Raw genomic sequence first — 26,663 nt, forward strand, 5'->3', positions numbered from 1 at the left:
CGTGAAGCTAAAATCCATTACTCTGGCAACCTTAACGGCCCTATATGCGGCCGGTGTCGGTGCCACCCTTACCACCTTGAATGCCACCGGCAATCAGGATGACATGCAATTAAAACAATTTATTCCGCAGCAAAGCGAACGACCGCCGCGCCTCGGTGAGACAAGCGCAAAAAACATCAAGGTTAAGCAAAATGGCGGCGTGAATGTCCAGCTCAACTATGCGCAAAGCGCCAGTAAATTTACCCCCGAGGAGGGAGTGTCCGGCCCACAGGTCTACATCGTCGAACTCCACGGCAATACAGTGCAAAGCGAATACCAGCAGCAACTGGCCGCCCACGCTTTTGACGATTTACAGCCGACTGCGCTAAAAGGACATGCCCTGAAATCGCCGCAACTGGCTGCCATTGAGTTACAAATCAATCAACGCCAAGAGCAGATATTGCTTGAGGCTGCATCCACACTAGGTCGGGAATTAACCCCGGCAAGGCGCTTTAGTAAGGCGATAAACGGTTTCGTCACCGAGATGACCCCACAAGAAGCACAGCGTCTTGCGCACCTTGATAATGTTAAGAAAATCACTCGTCGACAGATGTTACAGCTGCAAACCGACATAGGTCCGGACATCATTGATGCGCCTAACGTCTGGCAAGGCGGCACGGTTAGCGCCTCTCCTTACAAGGGCGAAGGCATCATTATGGGCATCATAGACACGGGGATTAATACCGATCACCCCAGCTTCGCCAGCACCGGCGATGACGGTTATCAGGTCAGCAATCCGTTTGGCAGCGGCAACTATGTGGGTGATTGTGCCCTGAGCGATTATGCCGAACGTTGTAACGACAAGCTAATAGGCGTGTTCAGCTATGATGTCATTACCGACCAATACTCAGCTGCCGAATACCAAGACCCGAATCACAGTCCTTTCGAGACACCGGTCGAGATTCGCCCCCGCTTTGGTGAGGATTATAACGGCCACGGCTCGCACACGGCGGCCACCGCCGCGGGTAATGTCATGTACGACGTGCCTTATGTGCAGCCCCATGGTGCCCAAAGTGATGGTTTAGAAACGGGGTTTACGTTTGAGCGCGTTTCCGGGGTCGCCCCACACGCCAATGTCGTTGCCTTTCAGGTCTGTTATTCAGGCGTTGGCAAATGGGTGGGTTGCCCCAGTGATGCCCTGGTGGCGGCCATTGAGGACGCTATCGACGTAGGTGTCGATGTGATCAACTTCTCCATTGGTAGCGCCTTGGGCAGCAACCCTTGGACCTCTCCTACCCAACAAGCATTTTTAAATGCCCATGAAGCCGGTATCGCCATTGCCGCAGCGGCGGGCAATTCGGGCAGCGATGGTGTCCGCGAGATCCGTGGTTACATTGATAACACCTCGCCCTGGCTGTTAACGGTGGCGGCTTCAACAACGGGTCGTACCATGACGGTAAGCGATAAGTACCTCACCTCCTTTAGCGGCGGAGATACCACCGCGCCCACAGATATTTTAGGAGCCAGTATTTCAGGTGAAATTACCGGTAACCTGGTGCTTGCCGCCGATTATGGCGATGAATTATGTGCCGAACCCTTTGCTCCCGGCACCTTTAATGCGGATGATATCGTGGTCTGTCAGCGCGGTGAGATTGCCCGAGTTGCCAAAGCGGATAATGTCCAGTCAGGTGGTGGCGGGGGCATGGTCCTCTATAACACCTCCTACAGTTCAAGTGCGCCTGAAGGCCAGTTGTTTAATGACAGCTATTCAATCCCCGGCATTCATATCTCCGCCAACGACTGGTTTAACAAGCTACAACCCTGGCTCGCCAGTGGCAGCAATCATATGGCCACGATCACGGCGTCAGAGGTTATTCGCAATGTTGATGAAAGCCAGCAGGATATGTTGGCCGACTTTTCATCACGCGGACCGTCGACCCATAACCCGGAACACCTGGTGCCCTCGGTCACCGCGCCCGGGGTGGCTATTTACGCCGCCAACGCCGATGACCAGCCGTTTACGCCCTTCCCTCAAGCGAGCGACTGGATGATAATGAGTGGCACCTCAATGGCATCGCCTCATACCGCCGGGGCACTGGCCTTGGTAAAACAGGCTCACCCAGATTGGACGGTGGCGCAAATTCACTCCGCCTTGCAGATGACCGCTGAGCGCACCGTAAAAGGACGCACTAGCTCTTGGGCACCGTATGAGGAAGTCGGCACCTACCGTGCTGGCTCGGGACGCATAAACGTGAGCAATGCCATCAATAGCGGTTTGATCATGAACGAAACGGTAGCCAACTTCGCTGCCTCCAACCCGGACAATGGCGGTATGCCAACGCGTTTAAACCTGCCAGAGCTGGTCAATCTAAACTGCAGCAGCCCCTGTACCTGGGTTCGTGAGGTCACCGCGATCCAAGATGGAACCTGGAATGTCGGTACCAGCACCTCGGAGTACAGTGTAAAACTGACCGCCACTCCGTCGTCTTTTACCCTCAAAAAGGGCGAAACACGCGCCATCGCCATTACCGCCGAAATCCTTGATGCGCAGGCCGGCAGTGGCAATGCCGAGCAAGAGGTCATGGGCGAGGTTACCCTGACCGCAACCAACCCAGCCATACCGCAAATATACTGGCCAGCGGTCTTTAAATATGACGGCGGTCACTTGCCCGACAACATCAATGTCAGCATGCACAGAGACAGCGGCAATTACCTGATTAAAAACATGAACCTTCCGCAACTCGAGGACGGTAGCTATGTAGCAACCAAAGCGGTTAAGGCAAATAAGCAAGTCGTCACCCTGGCGCAAAACGAAACCAACGCCTCTAACTTTGGCCGTCTACGCCAGGTACAAGAAGACGATTTATTGTTTACTCTGGATGTTCCTGAAAATGCGGCCCGCCTCATCGTAGAGACCCTGGCCCGCACCGATTCAAGCGTAGACACCCTGATCACTCCTTTATTGGCCGGCGATCTGGATGTGTATGTAGGTATCGACCTTAACAACAATGGCCAACCGGACTGGGATAGTGAAGCCATCTGCGCCTCCACGAGTGACGTTAAGATGGACTACTGTAATATCGACAATCCGCAAGCAGGCACTTATTGGGTAGTACTAGACAACTACCGCAATAACTTCCACGCCGGAGATCATTGGGACACCTTTGAATATGCCAGTGCGGTGGTAATGAAAGAGGCCAGTGCCAATGTCACCGTCAGTGGTCCGAGCCAACATACGGGCCTAGAGCCCGCTGATGTGAATATTCACTATGACTTCCCGGATGCGGTCAGTGGCGATATTTACTATGGAGCCATTTTATTTGGTACCGATCAGGAAAATATTGGCAACATAGACACGGTGGCAACCAAGTATGTGCGCGGTGACAATGAATTTAGCATCCGTGCCAGCCAGACCTCGGCCCTTGCCGGCGAACAGGTGACTATCAATACACATGTGATGCAAAACAACCTGGGTTATGATCGCGCTTACAGCATAGACGTTGCTATTCCGGATCACCTGCAATTGGTGCCGGGATCAATCACCCTCTCTCGCAGTGATGTCGGAGAAATTGTCGAAACCGAACATGGCTTTACCCTCACCGGCGCCCAACAAGACTCCCGTGACTGGGCCCCGGACTACCAGGTCACTACCAGTGATAACGATCCCTTGTGCTCGGTTCCCAACTATGGTCAAGGAGAAGGTAACTATGTAAATTTACGCGATTTCGGCTTCGCCCCCTCTTTCGGTGGCGGCTATAGGGACGTGCAAGAAATCGATTTACGCCAAGTTTTTGGTAGCGATGCCACGGTTTCAACCTACAATAACTTTGCCTACGAGCAGACTCCAATTGTCCGCGTCAATCCGGTAGGCTATCTGCAATTTGACGATCTACCTGACTTCTTTGGCTTCACCCAGCCCTACCCTTATTTCGGTTTTCCACACATCCAAATCGGTGCTCTGCACCGAGGTGCGGCCATGACCGATGCGGGCATAGACTGGAGTCGTCAATATGTACCCTATAATCCGGATATGAATGCCGACACCGAAAATGCCGGTATCACGGTTGCCTTTGCCGGCACCTCACTGCTAGTGGAATGGGACAATGCCCGTCGTTCGGAGGAGGTATGGGACTCTGAGTTGGGACAAAGGGTTCGTATAGATGGGGATGACAGGGTTGACTTCGAAATCCTTTATGACCTCGAATATGGTTTTGATCAGGGGGATTATGAAATCATCATGGCCTATAACAATATCGACCTTAACGGCAATGAGCACGGCGCCATAGGCATTCAAGGCTTCATTGGTCCACGTGACCCGTATGGCCCTGTGTATGGCTATCTAGGGAAAACCTACGCCTATCACGATCTGGCCAGCAAGGTGAAGGATAACTTTGCCGTATGTTGGGACTATGTCGGCCCGGAGTCGACTCAGTTTGATATCAGTTATGAGGTCTTAACCAAGCTCGATGCCGCAGGCCATGAGCAAAATATTGTCACCACAATAACCACAGACGACGATGCGCCTCAGGTGCTGGAATTAAGCCTGAACGTCCCGAGTAACCTTAAGATTGGGCACATTGGCGATCAAACCATTGCCGAGGATAGCGAACTTAGCGGCCTACTGGTTGCGGTGGCCGATACCAATAAGGTGCCTAATGTCATTACCGTGTCCGGCGAGCACATCAGTGCCAGCGTCAATCATACCGCTTCTGGTGGTGAGATTAACCTGGTGCCCGATGCCAACTTCTCCGGCAGTACAGAAGTCACGGTCACAGTGACCGACAGTCGTAACCCGGGTGATCAGGTCAGTACCAGCTTTATGCTTCATGTGACCCCCGAGCAGGATGCCCCTATAGCTTCTGCCGTCGCAGTCACTGTCAGTGAAGGCCAAAGCGCCACCCTTGACGCCAGCGCTTCCTTCGACCCAGACGGGGATGAGCTGAGCTATGTGTGGAGCGGGCCGGGCCAGATTGACTCACCCACAAAAATGACCACCTCGGTGTCTGGCTTAGAGGTCGGTACCCATCAATTCACTGTGGTTGTCAGTGATGCCACGGCCTCGGCAACGGCCGAGATGATGGTCACGGTCACGGCAAAAGATGACAGCAAGTCTGGCTCTGGCTCCTTGTCCTGGATGCTGATTGCGCTGCTATCCCTGGGCTTGGTGCGCCGTCGCCAAAGCATCTAAATTCCCAGCCAACCATGTAAAGCCCGGTCTACTTCCGGGCTTTTTTATGCTCAGCGCCGACGGGCGCACACAAGCCCTGAAGGCATAAAAAGGGCACAAAAAAGCCAAGCAAATGCTTGGCTTTTCGTATCAGAGTTTCAACAAGGCTTAGAAGCTGTAGTTGTACTGAGCACCGAATAGGTAGGCATTACCTTCGGATTCAAAGCCCCATTGCTGACCAAGCGAATCGCTCTCAACAAAGTCCTGTTTCTTACCACGGATAATGCTGGCGCCCAAATCCACACTTGAGGCTTCATCCAGCTGCCACTCGGCGCCGAATGAGAACCAGAAGCGATCGGTATCCGGGATAGAAATTGACAGATGCTGTTGTGATACAGGTGACTCGTCAAAGGCTAAACCGGCACGCAATTTCCACTGCTCATTTAGCTGGTAATCGCCACCTACAGAAACACGAATTGAATCGGAGAAGTCTTCCTGCTTAGCAAACACAGGCTGATCAATACCTGGTACAAAGGCTTCCAGCTTGTCGAAGCTGCTCCAGCCGGTCCATACCAGGCTGTAGTGCAGGCCGTATTCCTTGTTCAACTGATGTGAGCCAGAGAACTCGGCGATCGCAGGCAGAGTTAGCTCAAGAGAACCTGGCAGCTCGCGGCCCTCAAGACCACCAAAGGCGGCAGGAAGCGAGTTGCGGTATTCACCGTCAAAGGTCAGGTCGGTTTCGCTACGGTAGTGGAAACCTAAACGATTATTTTCATCCAGGCTGTAAGCCACGCCCAGGTTCCAACCAAAGCCGGTGTCGTCACCCTCAAGGTGCGCCGCTTCAAGGCTGGCAGGGGCACCAAGTGGGTTAGCACCCAAGGTACGCTTAACCTTAGCATCGGCATAAATATGGTTGACGCCCAGGGCCAGGGTCCAGGCCTCATCAAGCTGATAAGCAACTGATACATTGGTGTTAATGGTCACGATTTCGGTTTCACCGGCAATTTGACCGGCGGCATAATCTTCAGCAAACTCGGTAGACAGGCCGAAGTTTGAGAATACGCCAAAGCCTAGGCTAACCTTCTCGTTCAGCGGCATAGTAAAGTAGCCCGCCGGGATCACTGCGCTTGGAGCGATACTGCTGTCATCAAGTACATCGGCGTCAAGGCCATTGTTGGTGCTTTCACCTTCAAGGCTTACGTCCGGCTTTACATACATGGCGGCAATGCTTAGCTGCGCCTTATCGAACTGCGACATAAGCGCTGGGTTGCGAGCAACCACAGAAGCGTCATCTGCAACCGCCGCTTCACCGGCGTAGGCACGGCCCAGGCCTGATACATTCTGCTCTGCCAACTGGAAGGCAGCGGCAAAAGATTCAGTTGATAATAGCGCCAATGATGCCGCTAAAAGGGTCTTTTTAAATTGCATACTTCATTCTCATTGTTATTTATTTAACCGGCACACAGTACATTATTCAATGATAAAAATCTGTTAATTATGGTTAACAACGCGTAATTTAGGTGCGTAATTGAGCATTTTTGCAACCAAATTAACACTGGTATGTCCTCAAAAGCACCACTTGATAACAATTCTCATTTGTATTGACTAAATAAACCAAGGGGTTACACTGATGCCATGATCAATTTCCCGAGCTGACTATGCCTTACGTTATTGCCCTTATCGGCGCGGCCTTTTTATTATGCACCATCGGCGTCTATGCCTTTTTATGCGCCAGTTATTGTGCTTGCACGCTCCACGGACAAAGCGATAACCCCATAGGCAGGTATTGGCTGCTAGCCATGCTGAGTCAGCTAGCTAGTTTAGGGTGTTGTGTCCTGGCTCTACATAGCCACTTAGGATCTCTGTTGTGGTTTTCTCTGGTCGCCTGTTGCTTAGCTGGCGCCTGGCTTAGGGTTAAGCTGAAAACTCGACTGAGTGCGCGGATAAAAGCCCAAGTTAAGGCTATTTATACGCCAAGGACTTCTGAAGTTTATAGAAAAGAATTGGCACAAGGACATCGGCTGATGTTATAGGAGAGGCTATAGCCTTGTAGGTCGATGCTTTGCGTCGACAATGTGGCGCGGGTTTATCTTTTGTCGGCGTGTAGGTGAGGCTCTACGCCGACAAGGAGAGATGATGTGCCCTTTTGTCGGCTGTAGGTCGATGCTCTGCGTCGACAAATTTAACCAATTTTATTCCTTTGTCGGCCTAAAGGCCGACCTACAATAGAGAAAAGTGGCTAAACCACCTTTACTCTTGGAAGTAGGTGCCCCAGCCATCGTATTCGACCTGGTTTTGCTCGGCGATGGCCGCCAGCTTATCCACGTCTTCCATGATAGCATCTGTGTTAAGTTCACACTCAACCACTACATCAAAGCCCCAAATGGTACCGCCTTCTTCAAGTTCCAGCTCAGCCGGCTCTTCTACATCATAACCCAGTTTAAAGGCGGCCAAGGCGGCATTCTCCAGCGCGGCAAAGTCTTCACACACAAAGTGGTGCTCAACTTCATACAGGAGTTCAGGGTTGGAGCCGTCTTCAAGTAGAGACTCAACAATTTCTTCGCTTATTTCGCGCCAGTTTTCCATTTAGTTTCTCTCATTTAATTGTGTCAGCGTTTCGTTCATCACCTCATGGAAGTGATCGGCATATTGGCGAACACTCATGGATGCGTCTAACAGCTGTGGTGCTAACATTTTGATGTAGATAGTACCATTATCCCAGCGGTTTAACTTAATACATTTATGGGTATCACTCATCACCACGGGGATCACAGGAATATTGGCATTGGCGGCGGTATGAAAAGCGCCAGTTTTAAAGGGCAGCAGGCCACGACCATAGCTGCGTGTGCCTTCGGGAAACATCCACAGAGACAAACCGCCCTTTTTAAGCTTTTCCGTAGTCTTAGTAATGGTCGCCATGGCTTTTTTACGATTACCACGGTCGATAAGGATATTGCCCGAGAGCCAGTACAGCTGACCAAAGAAGGGGATCCACTTGAGGCTCTTTTTACCCAAGCTTACCGTATTGCGCTGCAAAGCCCCCGGCAAGAAGAAAATATCATAGTTATTTTGATGGTTGGCGATATACACAGCCGGCTCGCCACTGATGATTGACTCGTCTTTTTCGATCACTAGTTTAACGCCAAATATACGTGACATCGACGCATACCAACTACCTATTACCCGCACGTTATCACCATGAAACGGACGCACCAGGCACAACAAAAAACCTGCAATAAAACTACAAGGAATAAATACAGCAATCACCAACAAGCGTAACAATGCCAGCACAATTAACTCCAACTTTCGAGATTGGCCGGCATTATACATAGGCTGATTTATTTTAGCGAACACTTGTACGCCGCTTTTTATTATCTCGCTGCAGCCAAAATACCTAGGGCCATTACCTTCGTAAACATAGCACAGGCCGGCCCTGGTCGCTGCCTATACATGACTGCTTAGGTTGCAGTTTTTATTGGTTAATATCCCACCTTTAGCACCTCAATTGGCTACACTTGAGTAATTACACTTTCTTGCTTCATCTATGACCGCTGTTGGATGTTGTCCAGATTTTGATTACTAAAAAGGAACCCAAAATGACTAAGTGTCCCGTAATGCACGGCGGTCTGACCCATAACGCCGAGGCCAACACAGCTTGGTGGCCAAAGACCCTCAATCTCGACATACTTCATCAGCACGATGGTAAATCCAATCCCTATGGCAAGGACTTCGACTACGGCGCGGAGTTTTTAAAGCTGGATCTCGAAGCGGTGAAGCAAGACCTTAAAGCCCTTATGGTCCATAGCCAGCCTTGGTGGCCGGCGGATTGGGGGCATTATGGCGGCTTGATGATCCGCATGGCCTGGCATGCGGCTGGCACTTACCGCATTGCCGATGGTCGTGGCGGTGCCGGCACAGGCAATCAACGCTTTGCCCCACTTAATTCCTGGCCGGATAACGCCAACCTCGACAAGGCCCGGCGTCTGCTCTGGCCTATTAAGAAAAAATACGGCAACCGTTTATCCTGGGCCGACTTGATCATTCTTGCCGGCAATATGGCCTATGAGTCCATGGGCTTAAAAACCTTTGGTTTTGCCGGCGGTCGCGAAGATATCTGGCACCCGGAAAAAGACGTCTATTGGGGCGCAGAAAAGGAATGGCTGGCGCCAAGTGATGCACGCTACCAAGATGTTGCTCAGCCCGAGACCATGGAAAACCCCTTAGCGGCGGTACAAATGGGGCTTATCTATGTCAATCCCGAAGGGGTCAACGGCCAGCCGGATCCGCTGAAAACCGCGGCACAAGTGCGTGAAACCTTCGCCCGCATGGCGATGAATGATGAAGAAACCGCGGCGCTTACCGTAGGTGGCCACACCGTAGGTAAGGCGCATGGTAACGGCGATGCCAACCAATTAGGGCCCGAGCCCGAAGCCGCCGATATCAGCGAACAAGGACTAGGTTGGAATAACCATACTCAGCGCGGTATCGGTGCCGATACGGTCACCTCGGGCTTGGAAGGCGCCTGGACCAGCCACCCTACCCGTTGGGACAACGGCTATTGTTATTTGCTGTTGAACTATGAGTGGGAGTCGAAAAAAAGCCCGGCCGGCGCCTGGCAGTGGGAACCCATCAATATTAAAGAAGAAGACAAACCCGTCGATGCCGAAGACCCCAGCATTCGCCACAACCCGATTATGACAGACGCAGATATGGCGATGAAGATGGACCCCAGTTATCGTCAGATCATTGAGCGCTTCGCCAAGGACTTTGACTACTTCAGCCAGGTTTTCGCCCGCGCCTGGTTTAAGCTAACACACAGGGATCTCGGCCCCAAAGCCCGTTATTTAGGCGCCGATGTGCCCCATGAGGATCTGATCTGGCAAGATCCCATCCCCGCGGTGAATTACATTCTTAGCAATCATGAAATAGACGAGCTTAAGGTCAAGCTGCTCGATTGTGGTATCAGTCACAGCGACTTGATCACCACCGCCTGGGACAGCGCCCGCACCTATCGCGGCTCAGACCATCGCGGCGGCGCCAACGGTGCCCGCATTCGCTTAGCACCACAAAAGCATTGGCCGGGCAACGAGCCGGCACGCCTTGAGCGTGTTCTTGAAGCGCTGGAAAAATTACAAAAAGAGCTGAGTAAACCCATCAGTCTGGCTGATTTAATCGTGCTTGGCGGCTGTGCAGCGGTGGAGCAAGCAGCCCATGCCGCTGGCGTTGCCACCAGCGTGCCCTTCTCGCCGGGTCGCGGCGATGCAAGTATTGAAATGACGGACGTGGAGTCCTTTGCGCCCTTAGAGCCCATAGCCGATGGCTTTCGCAACTGGTTAAAACAGGACTATGCGGTGTCCGCCGAGGAGCTGCTGCTCGACCGTGCCCAACTTATGGGCCTGACGGCACCCCAAATGACGGCGCTGGTCGGCGGTATGCGCGTACTCGGCGCCAACTACGGCGGCAGCGAACATGGCGTCTTCACCAGCAGCGTGGGCGTTTTAAGCAATGACTTCTTTGTTCACCTCACCGATATGGCCTATCGTTGGCAACCGCGCAGCGACGGCCTTTACGACCTTGTTGACCGCGAAACCGAGGTAGCCAAATGGACGCGACCCGGGTCGATTTGATCTTTGGCTCCAACTCGGTGCTGCGCGCCTACGCGGAGTTTTACGCTCAGGACGATAATAAACACCGCTTTGTGCACGATTTTATCAAGGCCTGGTGCCAGGTAATGGATGCAGACCGCTTTGATTTGTAAGGTGTTTGCTTAGGCTTTTGTATAGGCATAAAAAGAGGGTCTAGAGAGTGAGGCCCTCTTCTTACCTAAGTGGCTAGCAAGATTATCTGCTTAAACTAGCTTTGGTTATTAGCTTGAACTCTAGACCTGCAGACTTTCTACTTCTTGTTTCATAACGATTTGGAAAATAATCAAAAAAATCAGAAAGTTTTCCTAAAGAGTAGTTTCTGGGGTCAAAGTCTGGTTTTAGCCGTTTTATATAACTACCAACTTCGCCAAGTTTTGCCCAACCTGACTCGTCCCGATAATTTTGCCAAGCGTGGTGCATTAATTGCCAAAGCTCTTTATCAACTTCGTTATTTATAGGTTTTTTCTGAGACTTAAGAACGGTATCAGGCTCTAAGTTTTCTATGCTGACAAAATCATCACAAGCATTTTTAAATGAGATTGGTGTGGTTGACTTTCCCACTCCAATAACTTAGATTTCAGCCTCTCTCAAACGCGTTGCTAAACTTGTAAAATAACTATCACTGGAGACTAAAGCAAAAGCGTCAAAGCGATCGCTATACAACAAGTCCATCGCATCGATAATCATTAACGCATCCGTAGAATTCTTACCTGTTGTATATGAAAACTGCTGTCTGGGCTGAATCGCCAATTCATTTAGAGGTTTCTTCCAGTTTTTAAGCTGGTCGCTAGAAAAGTCTCCAAAGGCTCTTTTCACGACAATTTGCCCATAGCTTGATAGCTCATTGATCACCAAGTTAAGTTTGCAATGTTGAGTATTTTCAGAGTCTATTAAAACGGCAATTCTCTTATTTTCCATAACGATAAATGAAATCCTTTCTACTACTAGATAACAAAAACTCGTTCCAATATATGCCTCAATAATAAAGAACTCAAGCCATGTTAATTATATTAGTGAGGACAAAACAAACCATTTACCGGTTCATATCATGAAACACCTTAAAGAATTCAGGATAATAAATATCGCCAATAAAAAAGAGGGCTACTGCCCTCTTTTTTATTCTTCCGTGGCTTCCACCGCTTCCGGCTCCGCTGTATTGCCTGTGAGCTCTATTTCACAGCCATCCACTCTTTGTAAACCGCGGGGCAGTTTATTACCTCGGCGGCCTCGCTCTCCATGGTAGTGCTCTAAATCGCTTGGTTTTAGCGTCAGCTTGCGCTTACCGGCGAGCAGGGTCACGCTGGCACCCTCGGGCACCACGGCCAGCAATTTCACAAATTCCTCACGGGCCTGCACCTTGGCGCTTGGGATGGAAATAATCTTATTGCCCTTACCCTTAGCCAGCTTAGGAAGATCCCTTAGTGGGAACAACAGCATGCGACCCTCGCTAGATATCGCCATACAATAGTCGCTGGCGATATTACCGACGGCTATAGGCTGCAGCAGTAAACCACCTTTAGGAATGCTTACCAGGGCCTTACCGTTTTTGTTTTTACTGACCAGATCGTTAAATTCGGCGACAAAACCATAACCGGCATCGCTGGCCATCAGCAGCATCTGCTCGTTATCGGCCATGACCGCATGCTCAAGAGTTGCCCCTGCGGCAATATTAAAGCGCCCGGTCATGGGCTCACCCTGACTGCGCGCGGACGGCAGACTGTGGGCGTCGGTGGCAAAGGCGCGACCACTGGAGTCAAGGAACACCGCGGGCTGGTTACTCCTGCCCTTGGCGCTGGCCTTAAATTTATCGCCGGAGCGATAACTCAAGCCTTCGGCATCCACATCATGGCCCTTGGCCACACGGGCCCAGCCTTTTTCAGAAAGCACCACGGTTACCGACTCGGAAGGAATAAGATCCTTCTCACTCAGCGCCTTGGCTTCTTCACGCTCAACCACGGGCGAGCGACGTTCGTCACCGTACAGCTCTGCCGCTTCCTGAATTTCTTTTTTCATCAGCGTCGACATGCGGCGTTCCGAGCCCAAGGTCAGCTCTAATTTGTCACGCTCTTTGGCCAGCTCATCCTGCTCACCACGGATTTTCATTTCTTCTAGCTTGGCTAAATGACGAAGTTTTAGGTCTAAAATGGCTTCGGCTTGCGTTTCCGTTAAAGCAAAACGCTCCATTAATACCGGCTTAGGCTCATCCTCGCTACGGATAATGGCGATCACTTCATCAATATTGAGGAAGGCAATCATCAAACCTTCAAGTATATGCAGGCGCGCCAAGACCTTATCGAGGCGATACTGAAGACGGCGACGCACGGTATCACGGCGGAACTCTAGCCACTCAGCCAAGATGCTGCGTAAGTCTTTAACCTGAGGACGACCATCCAGGCCTATCATATTGAGGTTAACGCGATAGTTTTTCTCAAGATCCGTGGTCGCAAACAGATGCGCCATCAGCGGCTCGACCTTGATGCGATTCGAACGCGGCACCACGACTATGCGGGTCGGGTTTTCATGATCCGACTCATCGCGTAAATCCGCCACCATGGGCAGCTTTTTCGCCGTCATCTGATTGGCGATTTGCTCCAACACCTTGGCACCCGAACACTGATGCGGCAGCGCGGTGATCACTACCTCGCCTTGCTCTACATGGTACTTGGCACGCATTTTTAGCGAACCACGACCTGTGGTGTACATCTTCTCGATGTCCGCTTGCGGGGTAATAATTTCCGCTTCGGTGGGATAATCCGGCGCCTTCACCAGCTGTAACAGCTCGGCTAATTCGGCTTTTGGTTTATCAAGCAATAAACAACAGGCCTCGGCCAACTCACGCACATTATGAGGGGGAATATCCGTGGCCATACCAACGGCGATACCTGTCACCCCGTTAAGTAGAATATGCGGTAAACGGGCTGGCAGCACCTGTGGCTCTTTCATGGTACCGTCGAAGTTTGGCGTCCAGTCTACCGTGCCCTGGCCTAGCTCTTTAAGCAGCACCTCGGAGAATTTAGACAAACGTGCTTCGGTATAACGCATGGCCGCGAAGGACTTGGGATCGTCCGCTGCACCCCAGTTACCCTGACCATCTACCAGTGGGTAGCGGTAAGAAAACGGCTGTGCCATCAATACCATGGCTTCATAACAGGCGCTATCACCATGAGGGTGATACTTACCTAAAACGTCACCCACGGTACGGGCAGATTTCTTATATTTTGCCGCCGCAGACAAGCCCAGTTCGCTCATCGCATAAACGATACGGCGCTGTACCGGCTTCAGGCCATCGCCAATATGGGGCAAGGCGCGGTCCATGATCACGTACATGGAATAGTTAAGATAGGCGTCTTCGGTAAAACGCCCCATAGTAAGCTGCTCTATGCCTTGTTGTGACAAGGTCGTTGTTTGTGTCATTGCTCGTTATCCAAACTTACTTTTTATTATATTGCACACGGTAGATGGCATTGGCGTAATCGTCGGAGACCAGCAGGCTGCCATCGGGCATTTGCACCATGGCCACCGGGCGACCATAGGTTTGCTCATTTTCCATAAAGCCGGTGATAAACGGCGTATATCCCGTCACCTTATCACCCTCAATAGTGGCGACCATCACTCGGTAACCCGCTTTTTTACTGCGGTTCCACGAGCCGTGCTCGGCCACAAATAGCTGATTTTTAAATTTGGCCGGGAACTGCTCACCGGTGTAGAAATGAATGCCCAACGGCGCCACGTGGGCACCCAAGTTAAGGGCCGGCTGCACATAATCGCTCATGTTTTTGCCCTTGCCGAATTCAGGATCGGCAATGGTGCCACCGTGAAAATACGGGAAGCCAAAATGTTGTCCGGGCTCGGTGATCACATTGATCTCACAGGGCGGGATATCATCGCCCATCATGTCGCGGCCATTGTCACTAAACCAGAGGTTACCGGTTGTCGGGTGGTAATCAAAACCCACCGAATTACGTACGCCCTTGGCGATGGTGGTCACTTCTTTGCTCTTTAAGTCTAGCGAATAAAGCAAACCAAATTCCGGGTCTTCGGCGCAGACATTACAAGGCACACCAACAGGAATGATTAAATCACCCTGGGGGGAAAAGCGAATAAATTTCCAGCCATGATGGCGCTTATCGGGAAGCTGGTCGAATACCACTTCCATTTCGGCCTTATCCAGCTTGGTGTCTATGTCTTTAAAGCGCACGATGCGCTCCACTTCGGCGACATATAAATCACCGTCTTTAAAAGCAATCCCTGAAGGTAAATTCAAGCCCTTGGCTATCAATACCTGGCGCTCTGCCCGACCATCTTTATCCGCATCGATTAACGCGTGTACCTTGCCAGCTTTGCGCGAGCCCGCATAGACGATGCCGCTATCTGATAACGCCAGCTGACGGGCATTATCTACGTTTAAGGCATATGGCTTGATACTAAAGCCTTCGGGGACCGATAGGCGCTCGGTAATATCCGTGGCCTGGGCACTGCTCACAAAGGCCAAACCCATTAGCGTGCTTAAAATTTTCTTACCCATGGAAACCTCTCTCTGTTTATTGGCGCCGCAGCACGGCGCCCAGATTGCTGTTATCTACAGTTCAACTTCTTACTGTTCGACTTTTTACAGTTCTACTTCGGCCTTGTCGCCATGGTTTTCCAACCACTGGCGGCGATCGCCTGAGCGCTTTTTCGCCAGCAGCATGTCCATTACTTCTTCGGTCTGCTCCGGCTCGTCCAAGGTTAACTGCACCAAGCGACGGGTATTGGGATCCATGGTTGTTTCACGCAGTTGCAACGGGTTCATTTCACCCAAACCTTTAAAGCGCTGCACGTTCACCTTGCCGCGCTTTTTCTCTGCTTCGATACGATCCAGGATCCCGGTTTTTTCATCTTCATCAAGGGCATAGAAGACCTCTTTACCCACATCGATACGATACAGCGGTGGCATGGCCACATACACATGGCCCTGGCGCACCAGAGATGGGAAATGCTTTACAAACAGCGCACACAGCAAGGTGGCGATATGCAGTCCGTCGGAGTCCGCATCGGCCAAAATACAGACCTTGCCATAGCGCAGCGAGCTTAAGTCTTCGCTGTCTGGATCTATACCCAGAGCTACGGAAATATCGTGCACCTCTTGGGATGCCAGTATCTGTCCCGACTCCACTTCCCAGGTGTTCAGTATCTTACCGCGCAGCGGCATGATCGCCTGAAAGTCTCTATCACGAGCCTGTTTAGCGGAGCCGCCCGCCGAGTCACCTTCCACTAGGAAGATCTCGGTGCGCTCTATCTCGCTGCTGCTACAGTCGGTGAGCTTACCCGGTAATGCCGGTCCCTGGGTGACCTTTTTACGCACCACTTTTTTCGCCGCGCGCATACGGCGCTGGGCATTACTGATGCATAGCTCGGCCAAGAGCTCGGCCACGTCTGTATGTTCGTTCAACCACAGGCTAAAGGAGTCTTTTACCACGCCGGAAACAAAGGCCGCACATTGGCGCGACGATAGTTTTTCTTTGGTTTGCCCAGCAAATTGTGGGTCCTGCATCTTCACCGACAACACGTAGGAACACTTATCCCAGATATCTTCCGGAGTTAGGCGTACGCCTCGTGGTAAAAGGTTACGAAACTCACAAAACTCGCGCATGGCCTCAAGCAGACCCTGGCGCAAACCATTAACATGAGTACCGCCCTGAGCGGTGGGGATCAGGTTTACATAACTTTCGGTAATAGACTCACCGCCTTCCGGCAGCCATAACAAGGCCCAGTCTACCCCTTCTGTATTACCGCTGAATTCACCGGTAAAGGGCTGTTGTGGCAGGGTTTCATAGCCCTTGGTGGCGTCCTTGATATAGTCCTGAAGGCCAGCCTCGTAGAACCATTCCTGGGTTTCTTTGGTTTGCTTATTAATAAAGCGAATGCGCAGACCCGGGCACAGTACCGCCTTGGCCTTAAGCACATGGTTTAATTTGGTCAGTGAGAAGTTGGCCGAGTCGAAATAAGAGGCGTCGGGCCAAAAGCGCACCGAAGTGCCGGTATTGCGCTTACCCACTGTGCCCGTCACTTGCAGATCTTGTACCTTATCACCATTGGCAAAGGCAATATCATACACCTGGCCATCGCGGCGCACCGTGACTTCAACTCGGGTCGATAAGGCGTTCACCACGGAAATACCCACACCGTGCAAACCACCGGAGAACTGGTAGTTTTTATTGGAGAATTTACCACCGGCGTGCAACTTGGTGAGGATCAGCTCAACCCCGGGGATCCCTTCTTCTGGGTGAATATCAACCGGCATACCCCGGCCATCATCGATAACCTCAAGAGAATTATCTTCATGGAGGATCACATCCACCTTACTGGCATGGCCAGCCAGGGCTTCATCGACACTGTTGTCGATCACTTCTTGGCCCAGGTGATTAGGACGGGTGGTATCTGTATACATGCCCGGACGGCGTTTTACCGGATCCAGACCATTTAATACTTCAATTGCTTCGGCGTTATAGTTCTGCTGGCTCATATTTTTATTCGTTAACAGCCTATGTGGTTAGGGTGATATTTAAGAATCGCGTAATGGCGCCAAAATAGCGCTCAAATCCTACAAAGCGGTGCTCGCCGCCGGGTTCAACAACCTGTTGGCAGGCTTGGTAGTAGTCTACAGCCTGCCTATAGGGTAACACTTCATCACCTTGTTGTTGTAACAAAAACAATAGCTCGGGGGAAGTTAATTGCTCTAAATAAAGTTCGTCCAGCGCTTGTAAGTGTGTTTTATCCAACTGGTAGTGATAATCCTGATAAGGATTGTATTGCGGCCCTAAATACTCACTAAACCGACGCGCCGGGTGCACCGCAGGATTGACCACCACCGCAGGCAAGCCATGAGTTTGCGATAAGTAGGTGGCAAAAAAGCCGCCCAAGGAGCTGCCAATTAAGGCGGTGTCTTGATCAAGATGCTGTTCAAGCTGAGCGATGGCAGTTTTTGGGTCGTGACTTAAACGTGGCACCAGATATTGTCCGGACCAGGTCGCCAGATATTCGCCTAATTGCACCGCCTTTTGCGACAGCTCCGAGCTATTGAAGCCATGGATATAGATTAATTTGCTAGCCATACTACCTGAGTCTTAAGTAATCCATCCTGCGCCACCCGCAGACGGCGATAGGCCGGCCCCATGCTTTGTTGCTGCCAGTCCTGGGTGTGCTTGGTAAATTGAATCGAGGTGGCCGGTGTGCCGTATATGGTCACCCCTTCATAAACGCGCTCATACTCGTTATGGGCATGGCCGTGCAACAGGGCCTGAACCTGAGGATACTCGCTGAGTAACTCCAACAGCTGAGCACCATTTTCCAGGATATGTTTGTCGATATAACCGCGCACCGGCAAGGGATGATGGTGGCCGATTAAAATATGCGGGGCGTCGCTCTCGGCCAGCGTTTCTTTAATCTCTTGCAGGTGCGACTTGCTCACCCACCCCGCTGGTGTGGTGCCCTTGGTATTGATCAAAAGCAGTTGGGCGTAAGGGTGATTTATACGCTTACAGGCCTGGATTTGCCCTTGGCTTATGGTGTGCAAATGGGTTAATTCATCGTGATTGCCGGGCACCCAGAATACCGGGCAGGTCAGTGGGCTCTGTGCCACCAGCTCGGCAAACAATTGATACGACTCAGTTGTATGGTCTTGGGTTAAGTCGCCACCGAAGACCACAAAATCAAATTCCTCTTCAGCCATGGCCGCCAGGGTTTTCGTCAGATGCTCGGCGCAATTGACATTAAAGTATTCGCCGTTTTTATCGGCAAACACATGGCTGTCGGTAAAGTGACCGAAATGCAGCGGCTTGGCCGCGCTGATAAGATGTTCTTTAAACCAGATCACTGCCACAATCCCAATCCAATACCGCTTCGCCGTGCGAAATACAAAATGTCAGCCAGTCGTGTAAAAACGCATTGACCTGATACTTTTCATCTTTTTGATGCATGTTTGCATTGGGGTAGCCATAGGTCGGCTTAATGCGGCTGTGGTAATCCGGGTGCACCACTTCGGCCACCCGGGCATCGTGATAGATGCGCACATTCATCGGTGGCGTAAACATACCGGCGATAGCGCCACGCACCTGAGTAATACAAATATCCGTGGTGTACTTAGCCGTCTGCTCTATGTCCACTTGGTAGCGCTCATGACGAATATCCAACAAGCGCGACGCACCCCGGCTTTGCTGCTCGGGGAGTATACGCAGCACATTGGCATAATTGCGCTCACATAGAGTGAGATACTTGGGTAATGATTGTATATACCCGGCTTTTCTTTGTACCGTCACGGTTTATTCCACTGCTCTAATATACGTTGCTCATTCAGTGCCAGCCATTGCAGGCTGATCACGGTCGCGGCGTTATCTATTTCACCACTGCTTAAGCGGGCCAGGGCGTCATCCAGGTCCAACACATGCACCTTGATATCTTCGCCCTCATGATCCAAACCGAAAATTCCGCCGGCTGCACTGAGATCTGTTTGCGCCAAATATAAATACAGGCGCTCGCTGGTGCCTCCTGGGCTGGATAAATACGAGAGCATAAATTCCAGTTCGCCAAGCTCCAGTCCGGCTTCTTCCTGTGCTTCTTTGCGCACCACGGCTTGATAATCTTCGCTGCCATCGGCCATGCCGGCAATACATTCGAGTAACCAGGGGCTGTCTTTACTGTTCATGGCGGCGATACGGATCTGCTCAACCAATAGCACCTGACGACTGCGGGGATCATAGGGTAAGACCGCCACCGCATGACCCCGTTCAAATATTTCCCGCTCTATGGTATCGCTGCGACCGCCGGCAAAGAGGGCATGGTTAAATCGGTACTTATCCACTTTAAAGAAGCCATCGAAGACTCTTTCGGTGCTTTCAATCTGCACGTCCTGGTTTTTAAAACTACTGATTTTATTCATATAAAACAGACCGATTACGTTAAGTCACAAAAACAAGAATAAACGATACCGTTTACCCTTCCTCAAAATATAAATTCTGTTACACTTAAGCATATATTATTTACGCTTTTGCTTTTCAATATCGTGCCCAAACACGATAACATGCAGATAATTCGCAATATATTCCTAAGGACTGTACTGATAATGAAAAAGACACTGTTAACGACATTGCTAGCGCTTAGCTTTAGCTCTTACAGTCATGCTGAAGACCTGCTCCAGGTTTATCAAATTGCTCTTGAAAATGATCCCGTGGTTCTTAAAGCCAAGGCCAATGCCGAAGCGCAACAGCATAACACAGACCGTGCCTTAAGCGCCTTGTTGCCGCAAGTCGACTTCTCTATGGGCTACAGCAAGACCGACAGTGACGGTTACGATATCGACACAGATTCGGGCCAGTTAATGTCTCTTGATACCGAGCGCGATACTTTTTCTCGTCAGATCAGCCTTAACCAAGCCATTTTCAATTTGAATGCATGGCGTTCATTGGATATCGCCGACAAGCAAGCGCTGCAACAGCAAACCGTTTACGACCTGGCACAACAAGCCCTGATCGTGCGTGTATCGCAAGGCTACTTTAATGTGCTTAGCGCCATCGACACCTTGGAATTTGTGCAAGCGGAAAAACGCGCCATTGAGCGTCAGTTAGAGCAAACCAAGCAACGTTTTGCCGTGGGTCTTACGGCTATTACCGATGTCCACGAAGCACAGGCACAGTTTGATAACTCGGTAGCCCGTGAAATCGTCGCCACCAATGATGTGGAAACAGCCCGTGAGCAACTGCGTGAAATCACAGGTAAATACCATGCCAAACTGGATACTTTAGACACAGAGACCTTCTCGACCGTAAAGCCAACCAAGCAAAACATCGATTTTGTTGAGCTGGCCAAGCAAAACAACTTAGAGTTACAAGTGTCTAAGGCCACAGTTGATATCGCCAAGCAGCAGATCGACCTGGCGCAAGCCGGTCACTATCCAACACTGTTTTTGAATGCTTCTTACGGCGATTCATTAACAGATACCGAGATCAACACCATGGGCACCACCTTTAACCGTGATCATGTGCCGCGTGAAGATCAAACTACCGTTGGCTTAAGCTTTAACTTACCGCTTTACTCGGGTGGCGCTACAGTTGCATCAACCAAGCAAGCGCGTTCTCTGTACGTGGCCGCCAGCGAAGACTTAGAGGCGACACTACGTGCGGTAACCCGCTCGACCATCACTTCATACAACCAGGTAGTATCGGATATCGCCACCTACAAGGCCCTTGAGCAAGCGGTGATCTCGGCGGAAAGTGCATTGCAGGCAACCGAAGCTGGTTTTGAAGTAGGTACTCGTACCATAGTTGACGTATTGGTCAGCACGCAGAACCTGTACAACGCTAAGCGTAACCTAGCTAACGTGCGTTATCGCTATGTGGTATCAACCCTGGCGCTGAAACAAGCGGCAGGCACCTTGACGGCGCAAGACTTAGAAGCCATCAATCAGGGCTTAAAAGCACAAAACTAAGCCAATAAACAAAGCCAGCCTCAGCGCTGGCTTTGTTTTGTCAATTTAACGTATACTGGGCGCCATTCGTCATGATAAATATCAACGCTTGTGGTTAACAAAACATCCTTCCAACTGGCTTTTTTTGCCCCAAAATACTGGCCTAGCTGGCTATCCATTTTCTTGCTTTATACCCTCAGTTGGTTACCCCAATCCTGGCAACTGGCGCTAGGAAGGGCACTTGGCCGCCTGGTTTACCGCTTAATGAAAAAGCGCCGTAAAATCGCCGAAGTGAATATCGCCCTGTGCTATCCAGAGCTTAGCAGCCAAGAGCAAGCCGCTATGGTGCTTAAAAACATGGAAAACACTGGCATGGCCATTTTTGAAAGCGCCATGGCCTGGTGGTGGCCCGATTGGCGTATTAAGCGTATTGTTGGCTCAATCACGGGTTTGGAACACATTGATAAGGCCAATGCAGAAGGCTGTGGTGTACTACTAATGGCACCGCATTATTTACACCTTGAAATGTCATCTCGGATCATGGGCACACAGCGCCAAGCCGTTGGCTTTTACCGACCCCATAACAACGCCTTGATGGATTATTTCACCACCAAAGGTCGACTACGCTCAAACAAATATCTAGTTGGTAAGCGTGATATCAAAGGCCTTTTGAAAGCGCTAAAAGACAAAAATTTCTGTTATTACCTGCCGGACCAAGACTATGGCAGAAAACGCAGCGTTTTTGCCCCATTCTTCGCTGTTGAACAGGCCGCGAGTACAACAGGGACGCTTATCTTTGCATCTGCGAAATACTGTAAAACACTAAGTATCCACAGCCGTCGTGATGAAAAGGGTAAATATCATTTAGGGGTGCAACCTGCGCTTGAGAATTTCCCAAGCGGCGATGAGGTGGCCGATGTCACAGCAGTCAATCAACGTATGGAAGAGGCTATTAATAAAGCGCCTGAGCAGTATATGTGGCTGCATAGACGCTTTAAGACGCGACCTGATGAGAATTCCCCCTCATATTACCGCTAACGATTAACATAAGCTTCGCGTCGATGACACCCTTAAGCCAACTTGAATCGGGTGGGCAGAGTCATCGACAACGACTTTGGCGGCTATAGACGGGCAAGTGCTTTAAAACAATTGCCCGCTAAGCCAGGCTATTCAACTAAGGACGATGCAAACAAGGCCGCCCACACATCACTGACGCTGGTTATTTCCTGTTGCACGTCCGCCTTGGCCACCAGCTTATCCTGGTTACGCAAACTCAATACATGATAAAGACCGCGGTAATGGCAATAGGCATGGATCAGCTGCTGCGCCTCAGCTTCGCTAATGCAATCATAGGCCGCGGCGATTTCTAAAATGCGGATATTATCCGAGTAGGTCACCAGCTGCGGATGCTCGGCGGCATAAGCCAGCACCAGATACTGGGTAATAAACTCTATGTCCGTCATGCCGCCATGACCTTGCTTGAGGTCGAACAAGAGCTCGTTATCCCGACTCAGATGCTGGCGCATTTTCTCGCGCATCTGCTGTACATCTTGTTGTAATTGCACCCGCTCTCGGCTCTGCGTCAGTATGCTGTGGCGTATTTCATCAAAGCGCGTCGCCAAATCCTGACTGCCATAAATCACCCGCGCGCGCACCAGGGCCTGATGCTCCCAGGTCCAGGCCTGAGTCTGCTGATAATGCAAAAAGCTTTCGATATTAATGGCCAGCAGGCCTGATGAACCCTCGGGGCGTAAACGGGTATCCAGCTCATACAAGATACCGGAGCTGGTGCGGGTATTAAACAAATGCATTAGTCGCTGCGCCAGCTTTAAATAAAACTGGCGGGAGGAGATCTGCTTATCGCCATCGGTATTGGAGTCGCCATCATGGTTATGGACAAACACCAGATCGAGATCCGAGTCATAACCCAGCTCTAAGCCGCCAGCCTTGCCATAGGCGATGACCGCAAAATCCTTGTGCTCATCGTCCGTGCCCTCGGGACGACCAAAACGCGCCACCATTTGCTGCCAGGCCAGATTTACCGCCTGCTCAACTATGGCCTGCGCTAAGGCGGTCAGGTGATCGCTCACCTTCATTAACGGCAATACCCCTGTGGCATCGGCGGCGGCAATGCGCAGCTGCTGGGTTTGTTTAAACTGGCGCAGGGCTTCCATTTGCAGCTCAAGGTCCTGCTCATCAATCCGCAGAAAATATTGGCGGATCTCATTGGCATAGGCATCCAAGGGCAAAGGCTTGTAGAGCTCTGCCGGGTCGATCAGTTCATCGAGCAAAATAGGATGATGAGCAATTTGCTCCCCTATCCAACGACTGTGGGCACATAAACGCACCAATTGCTGCAGGGCACCTGGGTTTTCCAATAAGAGTTCTAAATAGGTGGTACGCGACATGATCTTATCGAGCACATTAGCGACCAAGGCGAATACCTCGCCGCTGGCGCTGATTTTTTGTAGCTGCGCCAAAACCTGAGGCATCAGCTTGTCTAAGGTATCCCGGCCGCGCTTGCCGATAGGCTGCTTGCTGACCCGCTCACGAAAATGCTGCAAAGGCACCTGCCAGCTCGCCCTTTGCTCCGAGTCTAGAATAACATCGCTGAGCGCCTCAATATCGCCGTGCTCCCAGGCCAATACATACCCACTGTCCACTGTGGCACTGGGTTCCTGCTCAAACCCTATGACCTGCTCAAATTCAGTGCGAATGCGAACCATGGCGGCGTCAATCAGTGCCCGAGCCCCCTGCTCATCGGGCTGCTCTAGCAAATAGCTTAAGCGCAGCCAATCTTGATCGTTATCCGGCAACTGCTGGGTTTGCTGATCGGCAAAGGCTTGTAAATATTGCTCCACTCGGCGCAATAAGGCGTAGTCGTACCAAAGCTGCTGATATTGGTCGTCGTTGAATACCGTCAATGCGGTGAGCGCCTTAAGCGCCTGATGCAGCCCCGGAGTTTGCAATTGTCGCTCGCGGCCACCGCGAATCAGCTGCAGCGCCTGCACCACGAACTCCACCTCGCGAATACCACCGGCGCCGAGCTTAATATTGTCGACCAGACCCTTACGCCTTACCTCCTGTGCAATCAGCGATTTCATCTTACGCAGCGACTCAATCACAGAAAAATCGATATAACGACGATAAACAAAGGGTCGTAGCAAGGTATAAAATTCCTGATGGTAGGCGTTTGCGCTGCCGATCAGACGGCCCTTAAGCATGGCGTAGCGCTCCCACTCACGGCCCTGCTCCTGATAATAATCTTCCATGGCAACAAAGCTCATCACCAAGGGGCCACTGTCACCAAAGGGGCGCAGGCGCATATCGACACGAAACACGCGGCCATCGGCGGTGTGCTGATCCAGCGCCGCAATCACCTTTTGCGCCACCTTGGTGTAAAACACCTGAGCTTCTACGCTGCGACGTCCGCCCTGGGTTGGGACCGAGCGCGGATAGGTGAAGATCAAATCTATATCTGAAGAATAATTAAGCTCAAAGCCCCCTAGCTTGCCCATGCCTAAAATCATCATAGGCAGGCGTTCGCCCTGCTCATCCAACGGCTCACCATTGAGCCTAGCCACCTGCGCATAGGCCCAGCAATTAGCGGCATCGATTAACTTATCACTCAACTCGGATACATAACGCATGGAGTCGGCAATATCGTTTTTACACACCAAATCGAGGTAGGCTACATGCAACCAATATTGCTGTCGGTACAAACGCAAGCGGCGCTGCGCTTGGGCATCATCAAGCTCTTCCAAGGGCTCACTAAAAACCTCGGGGGCCGAATAGGACGCTTGTTGCTCGGGAGCGAGCAGCCACTGACCCCAGTGCGGATGGGCGCTGAGTACCTTAAAGGCAAAGTCGCTGAGCGCCAGTAATTGCACCAAGGGCGACCGCAGGGGCGCCTGCTGAGGCGTCTCGGTTTCCTGCTGGTTATATATCTCTTGATAGCGACTTTCACCAAGTTGTTGTAATAGTGAGGGAATAGTTATGGCTGCTGGCATGAAATAGCTCTCTTTTAAGTTACGGCCAAGCGTACTAGAATGAAGTCAAAGTTACTCTAATGTTGTCAGTATGACGTATTTTACCTTGTCAAACGAGTCCCTCTACACTTTTGCAATTTGCTTTGTGGCCATTGCCTTAGTGCTGTTTCTGCTGCGTATCTACACCCAGGTCAAGGCGCGACAAACCCTCAGTGAAGAGCTTGCCCAGCGCGATAACTTCGCCCTCGGCATCAGTTACGCCAGTTATTTGCTTTCTCTGGTGCTGGTCATAGGTTATCTACTCGACGACTTCTCCCTCGCCGTAATGAAGCAATCACCCTGGAAGGTGCCTTTTTTATTGCTGTTGATGATGCTGTTTATCAAGGTAGGTCAGGCCATACATCGCAAATGGATATTGAATCGTTTTAACGAAGAAAAGGCGATTTTAAAGCAAAACGTCTGTGCCGCCATGGTCGACTCCGGCATGTTGCTAGGCAACAGCATAGTAGTTATTGGATTAGTTAACTGGTCGCAAACCAATAGCCTATACTCTTTGCTAGTGGTGTCAGTCAGCTTTTTAATGTTGCAGTGCATGTTTGCCTTAGACAGCAAAATACGCGAGGCGCGCTTTGCTAAATTTAACCAGGGCGCATCACTGCAGAATAACTTTAACCTGGAAAACACCTCTATCGGCATCCGCTATGCGGGCAAGTCACTGGGTATGGCTCTGGCCATCTATGCCGGGCTTGCCAGTGCGACTTACCACAGCGGCAAGATGGTAGAAAACGTTTTTACATTGGCGGTACACTGTGGTCTGATGTGGATACTGGTTATGGCAATGTCACGGGTAGTACTTTTAATCGTGCTCTATCGCGTCAATACCGGTGTAGAAGTTGATCATCAGGATAATGTCGGCATAGCCGCGGTTGAGTTTTCGGTGCATTGCGCCATGGGCTATTTACTGATTCAATTTTTTGCATAGGGCATAAGGGCTCCCATGAACTTAAGCAATTTTCTCCTACTCGACGGTGATCCCCTGCTTAGTAATGCTTTTTGCACTCGAGTTGACAGTTCACAAGTGATTGTCGCCGGCGCCAATACCCGCCACATGGTTAAGCTTATGTTTGACCAACAGGCCAAGGATTATTGCTACTGTGATTTTACCAATGAAATCAGCGTTGCCGAGTTATCCAGTTACCTGTCGCGACACCATAAGATTGCCGGTGTGCTTATTTTTGCCGAGGTCTATAAGAGCGCCAACGCCACCTTTAAATGGATAATTGATTCCCTGCATCCCAAGCGCTATCTGATCGAACAACACGACCAACATTACCACCTTGAACCTCTAGACACTCCCTTTCGCCACAACCACTTAAGCTGCAATCAGGACCCAGATTCACTTGCGCATTTAGGCGACTAGTTTAGACTGTCGCAAAACCCCC

General features: G+C 50.9%; 18 protein-coding genes and 1 pseudogene. 6 read left to right on the plus strand and 13 right to left on the minus strand.

The window, feature by feature from the left end:
- Window position 1: 1 nt before the first annotated feature.
- Entirely contained in the window at window positions 2–5,167 is a 5,166-nt protein-coding gene (locus C2M34_RS01815; RefSeq protein ID WP_105257919.1) for a S8 family serine peptidase, read from the plus strand.
- A 147-nt stretch (window positions 5,168–5,314) separates the two neighbouring features.
- On the opposite strand, the gene C2M34_RS01820 is transcribed toward C2M34_RS01815, so the two are convergent.
- The 3 genes from C2M34_RS01820 to C2M34_RS01835 form a co-directional block, all read right to left on the minus strand.
- On the minus strand, window positions 5,315–6,574 hold the full coding sequence (locus tag C2M34_RS01820; RefSeq protein ID WP_105257920.1) for an outer membrane protein transport protein: 1,260 nt from the start codon (window positions 6,572–6,574) through the stop codon (window positions 5,315–5,317).
- A gap of 822 nt (window positions 6,575–7,396) precedes the next feature.
- A complete protein-coding gene (rraB, locus tag C2M34_RS01830; protein ID WP_105213260.1) occupies window positions 7,397–7,732 on the minus strand; it encodes a ribonuclease E inhibitor RraB in 336 nt (111 codons plus the stop codon).
- Window positions 7,733–8,437 carry a 1-acylglycerol-3-phosphate O-acyltransferase gene (locus C2M34_RS01835; RefSeq protein WP_105199766.1) on the minus strand — a complete coding sequence of 235 codons (705 nt, stop codon included), beginning with the start codon at window positions 8,435–8,437 and terminating at the stop codon, window positions 7,733–7,735.
- A gap of 305 nt (window positions 8,438–8,742) precedes the next feature.
- Here C2M34_RS01835 and katG point away from each other — a divergent pair.
- Window positions 8,743–10,904: pseudogene (katG, locus tag C2M34_RS01840) on the plus strand (catalase/peroxidase HPI).
- Window positions 10,905–10,986: 82 nt separating this feature from the next.
- On the opposite strand, the gene C2M34_RS15835 reads toward katG, so the two are convergent.
- The 9 genes from C2M34_RS15835 to nudF form a co-directional block, all read right to left on the minus strand.
- The gene (locus C2M34_RS15835) at window positions 10,987–11,352 is read right to left on the minus strand and encodes an OST-HTH/LOTUS domain-containing protein (RefSeq protein ID WP_234398752.1); all 366 of its coding nucleotides are present in this window, start codon (window positions 11,350–11,352) and stop codon (window positions 10,987–10,989) included.
- Between the two features lie 9 nt (window positions 11,353–11,361).
- Entirely contained in the window at window positions 11,362–11,709 is a 348-nt protein-coding gene (locus tag C2M34_RS15840) for an NYN domain-containing protein (protein WP_234398753.1), read from the minus strand.
- 198 nt (window positions 11,710–11,907) lie between these two features.
- Entirely contained in the window at window positions 11,908–14,205 is a 2,298-nt protein-coding gene (gene parC / locus C2M34_RS01850; protein ID WP_105257921.1) for a DNA topoisomerase IV subunit A, read from the minus strand.
- Between the two features lie 16 nt (window positions 14,206–14,221).
- Window positions 14,222–15,316: a PQQ-dependent sugar dehydrogenase gene (locus tag C2M34_RS01855; RefSeq protein WP_105257922.1), complete on the minus strand. Its 1,095-nt coding sequence runs from the start codon at window positions 15,314–15,316 to the stop codon at window positions 14,222–14,224.
- An 84-nt stretch (window positions 15,317–15,400) separates the two neighbouring features.
- Entirely contained in the window at window positions 15,401–17,296 is a 1,896-nt protein-coding gene (gene parE / locus C2M34_RS01860; protein ID WP_105199626.1) for a DNA topoisomerase IV subunit B, read from the minus strand.
- A gap of 19 nt (window positions 17,297–17,315) precedes the next feature.
- The gene (locus C2M34_RS01865; RefSeq protein ID WP_105257923.1) at window positions 17,316–17,885 is read right to left on the minus strand and encodes a YqiA/YcfP family alpha/beta fold hydrolase; all 570 of its coding nucleotides are present in this window, start codon (window positions 17,883–17,885) and stop codon (window positions 17,316–17,318) included.
- Window positions 17,870–18,646: a metallophosphoesterase gene (locus C2M34_RS01870; RefSeq protein WP_105257924.1), complete on the minus strand. Its 777-nt coding sequence runs from the start codon at window positions 18,644–18,646 to the stop codon at window positions 17,870–17,872. The genes C2M34_RS01865 and C2M34_RS01870 overlap by 16 nt, the downstream gene beginning before the upstream one ends.
- Complete coding sequence (locus tag C2M34_RS01875; RefSeq protein WP_105199623.1) at window positions 18,633–19,088, minus strand: DUF1249 domain-containing protein; 456 nt, start codon at window positions 19,086–19,088, stop codon at window positions 18,633–18,635. Before C2M34_RS01875 ends, C2M34_RS01870 begins: the two co-directional genes overlap by 14 nt.
- Window positions 19,085–19,708, minus strand: coding sequence for an ADP-ribose diphosphatase (gene nudF / locus C2M34_RS01880; protein ID WP_105257925.1), 624 nt, complete (start codon window positions 19,706–19,708; stop codon window positions 19,085–19,087). Before nudF ends, C2M34_RS01875 begins: the two co-directional genes overlap by 4 nt.
- A 183-nt stretch (window positions 19,709–19,891) precedes the next feature.
- Here nudF and tolC point away from each other — a divergent pair, with 183 nt between their 5' ends.
- Window positions 19,892–21,253 carry an outer membrane channel protein TolC gene (tolC, locus tag C2M34_RS01885; protein ID WP_105199621.1) on the plus strand — a complete coding sequence of 454 codons (1,362 nt, stop codon included), beginning with the start codon at window positions 19,892–19,894 and terminating at the stop codon, window positions 21,251–21,253.
- A 90-nt stretch (window positions 21,254–21,343) separates the two neighbouring features.
- Window positions 21,344–22,270, plus strand: a complete 927-nt coding sequence (gene lpxL / locus C2M34_RS01890; protein WP_105257926.1) for an LpxL/LpxP family Kdo(2)-lipid IV(A) lauroyl/palmitoleoyl acyltransferase — start codon at window positions 21,344–21,346, stop codon at window positions 22,268–22,270.
- 128 nt (window positions 22,271–22,398) lie between these two features.
- On the opposite strand, the gene glnE is transcribed toward lpxL, so the two are convergent.
- On the minus strand, window positions 22,399–25,242 hold the full coding sequence (gene glnE / locus C2M34_RS01895; RefSeq protein WP_105257927.1) for a bifunctional [glutamate--ammonia ligase]-adenylyl-L-tyrosine phosphorylase/[glutamate--ammonia-ligase] adenylyltransferase: 2,844 nt from the start codon (window positions 25,240–25,242) through the stop codon (window positions 22,399–22,401).
- Between the two features lie 70 nt (window positions 25,243–25,312).
- On the opposite strand from glnE, the gene C2M34_RS01900 reads away from it, so the two are divergent.
- Window positions 25,313–26,203 carry a DUF350 domain-containing protein gene (locus C2M34_RS01900; protein WP_105199618.1) on the plus strand — a complete coding sequence of 297 codons (891 nt, stop codon included), beginning with the start codon at window positions 25,313–25,315 and terminating at the stop codon, window positions 26,201–26,203.
- 15 nt (window positions 26,204–26,218) lie between these two features.
- Entirely contained in the window at window positions 26,219–26,641 is a 423-nt protein-coding gene (locus C2M34_RS01905; protein ID WP_105257928.1) for a hypothetical protein, read from the plus strand.
- Window positions 26,642–26,663 lie beyond the last annotated feature (22 nt).

Source organism: Pseudoalteromonas sp. T1lg88, from assembly GCF_002964765.1.
GTDB lineage: Bacteria > Pseudomonadota > Gammaproteobacteria > Enterobacterales > Alteromonadaceae > Pseudoalteromonas.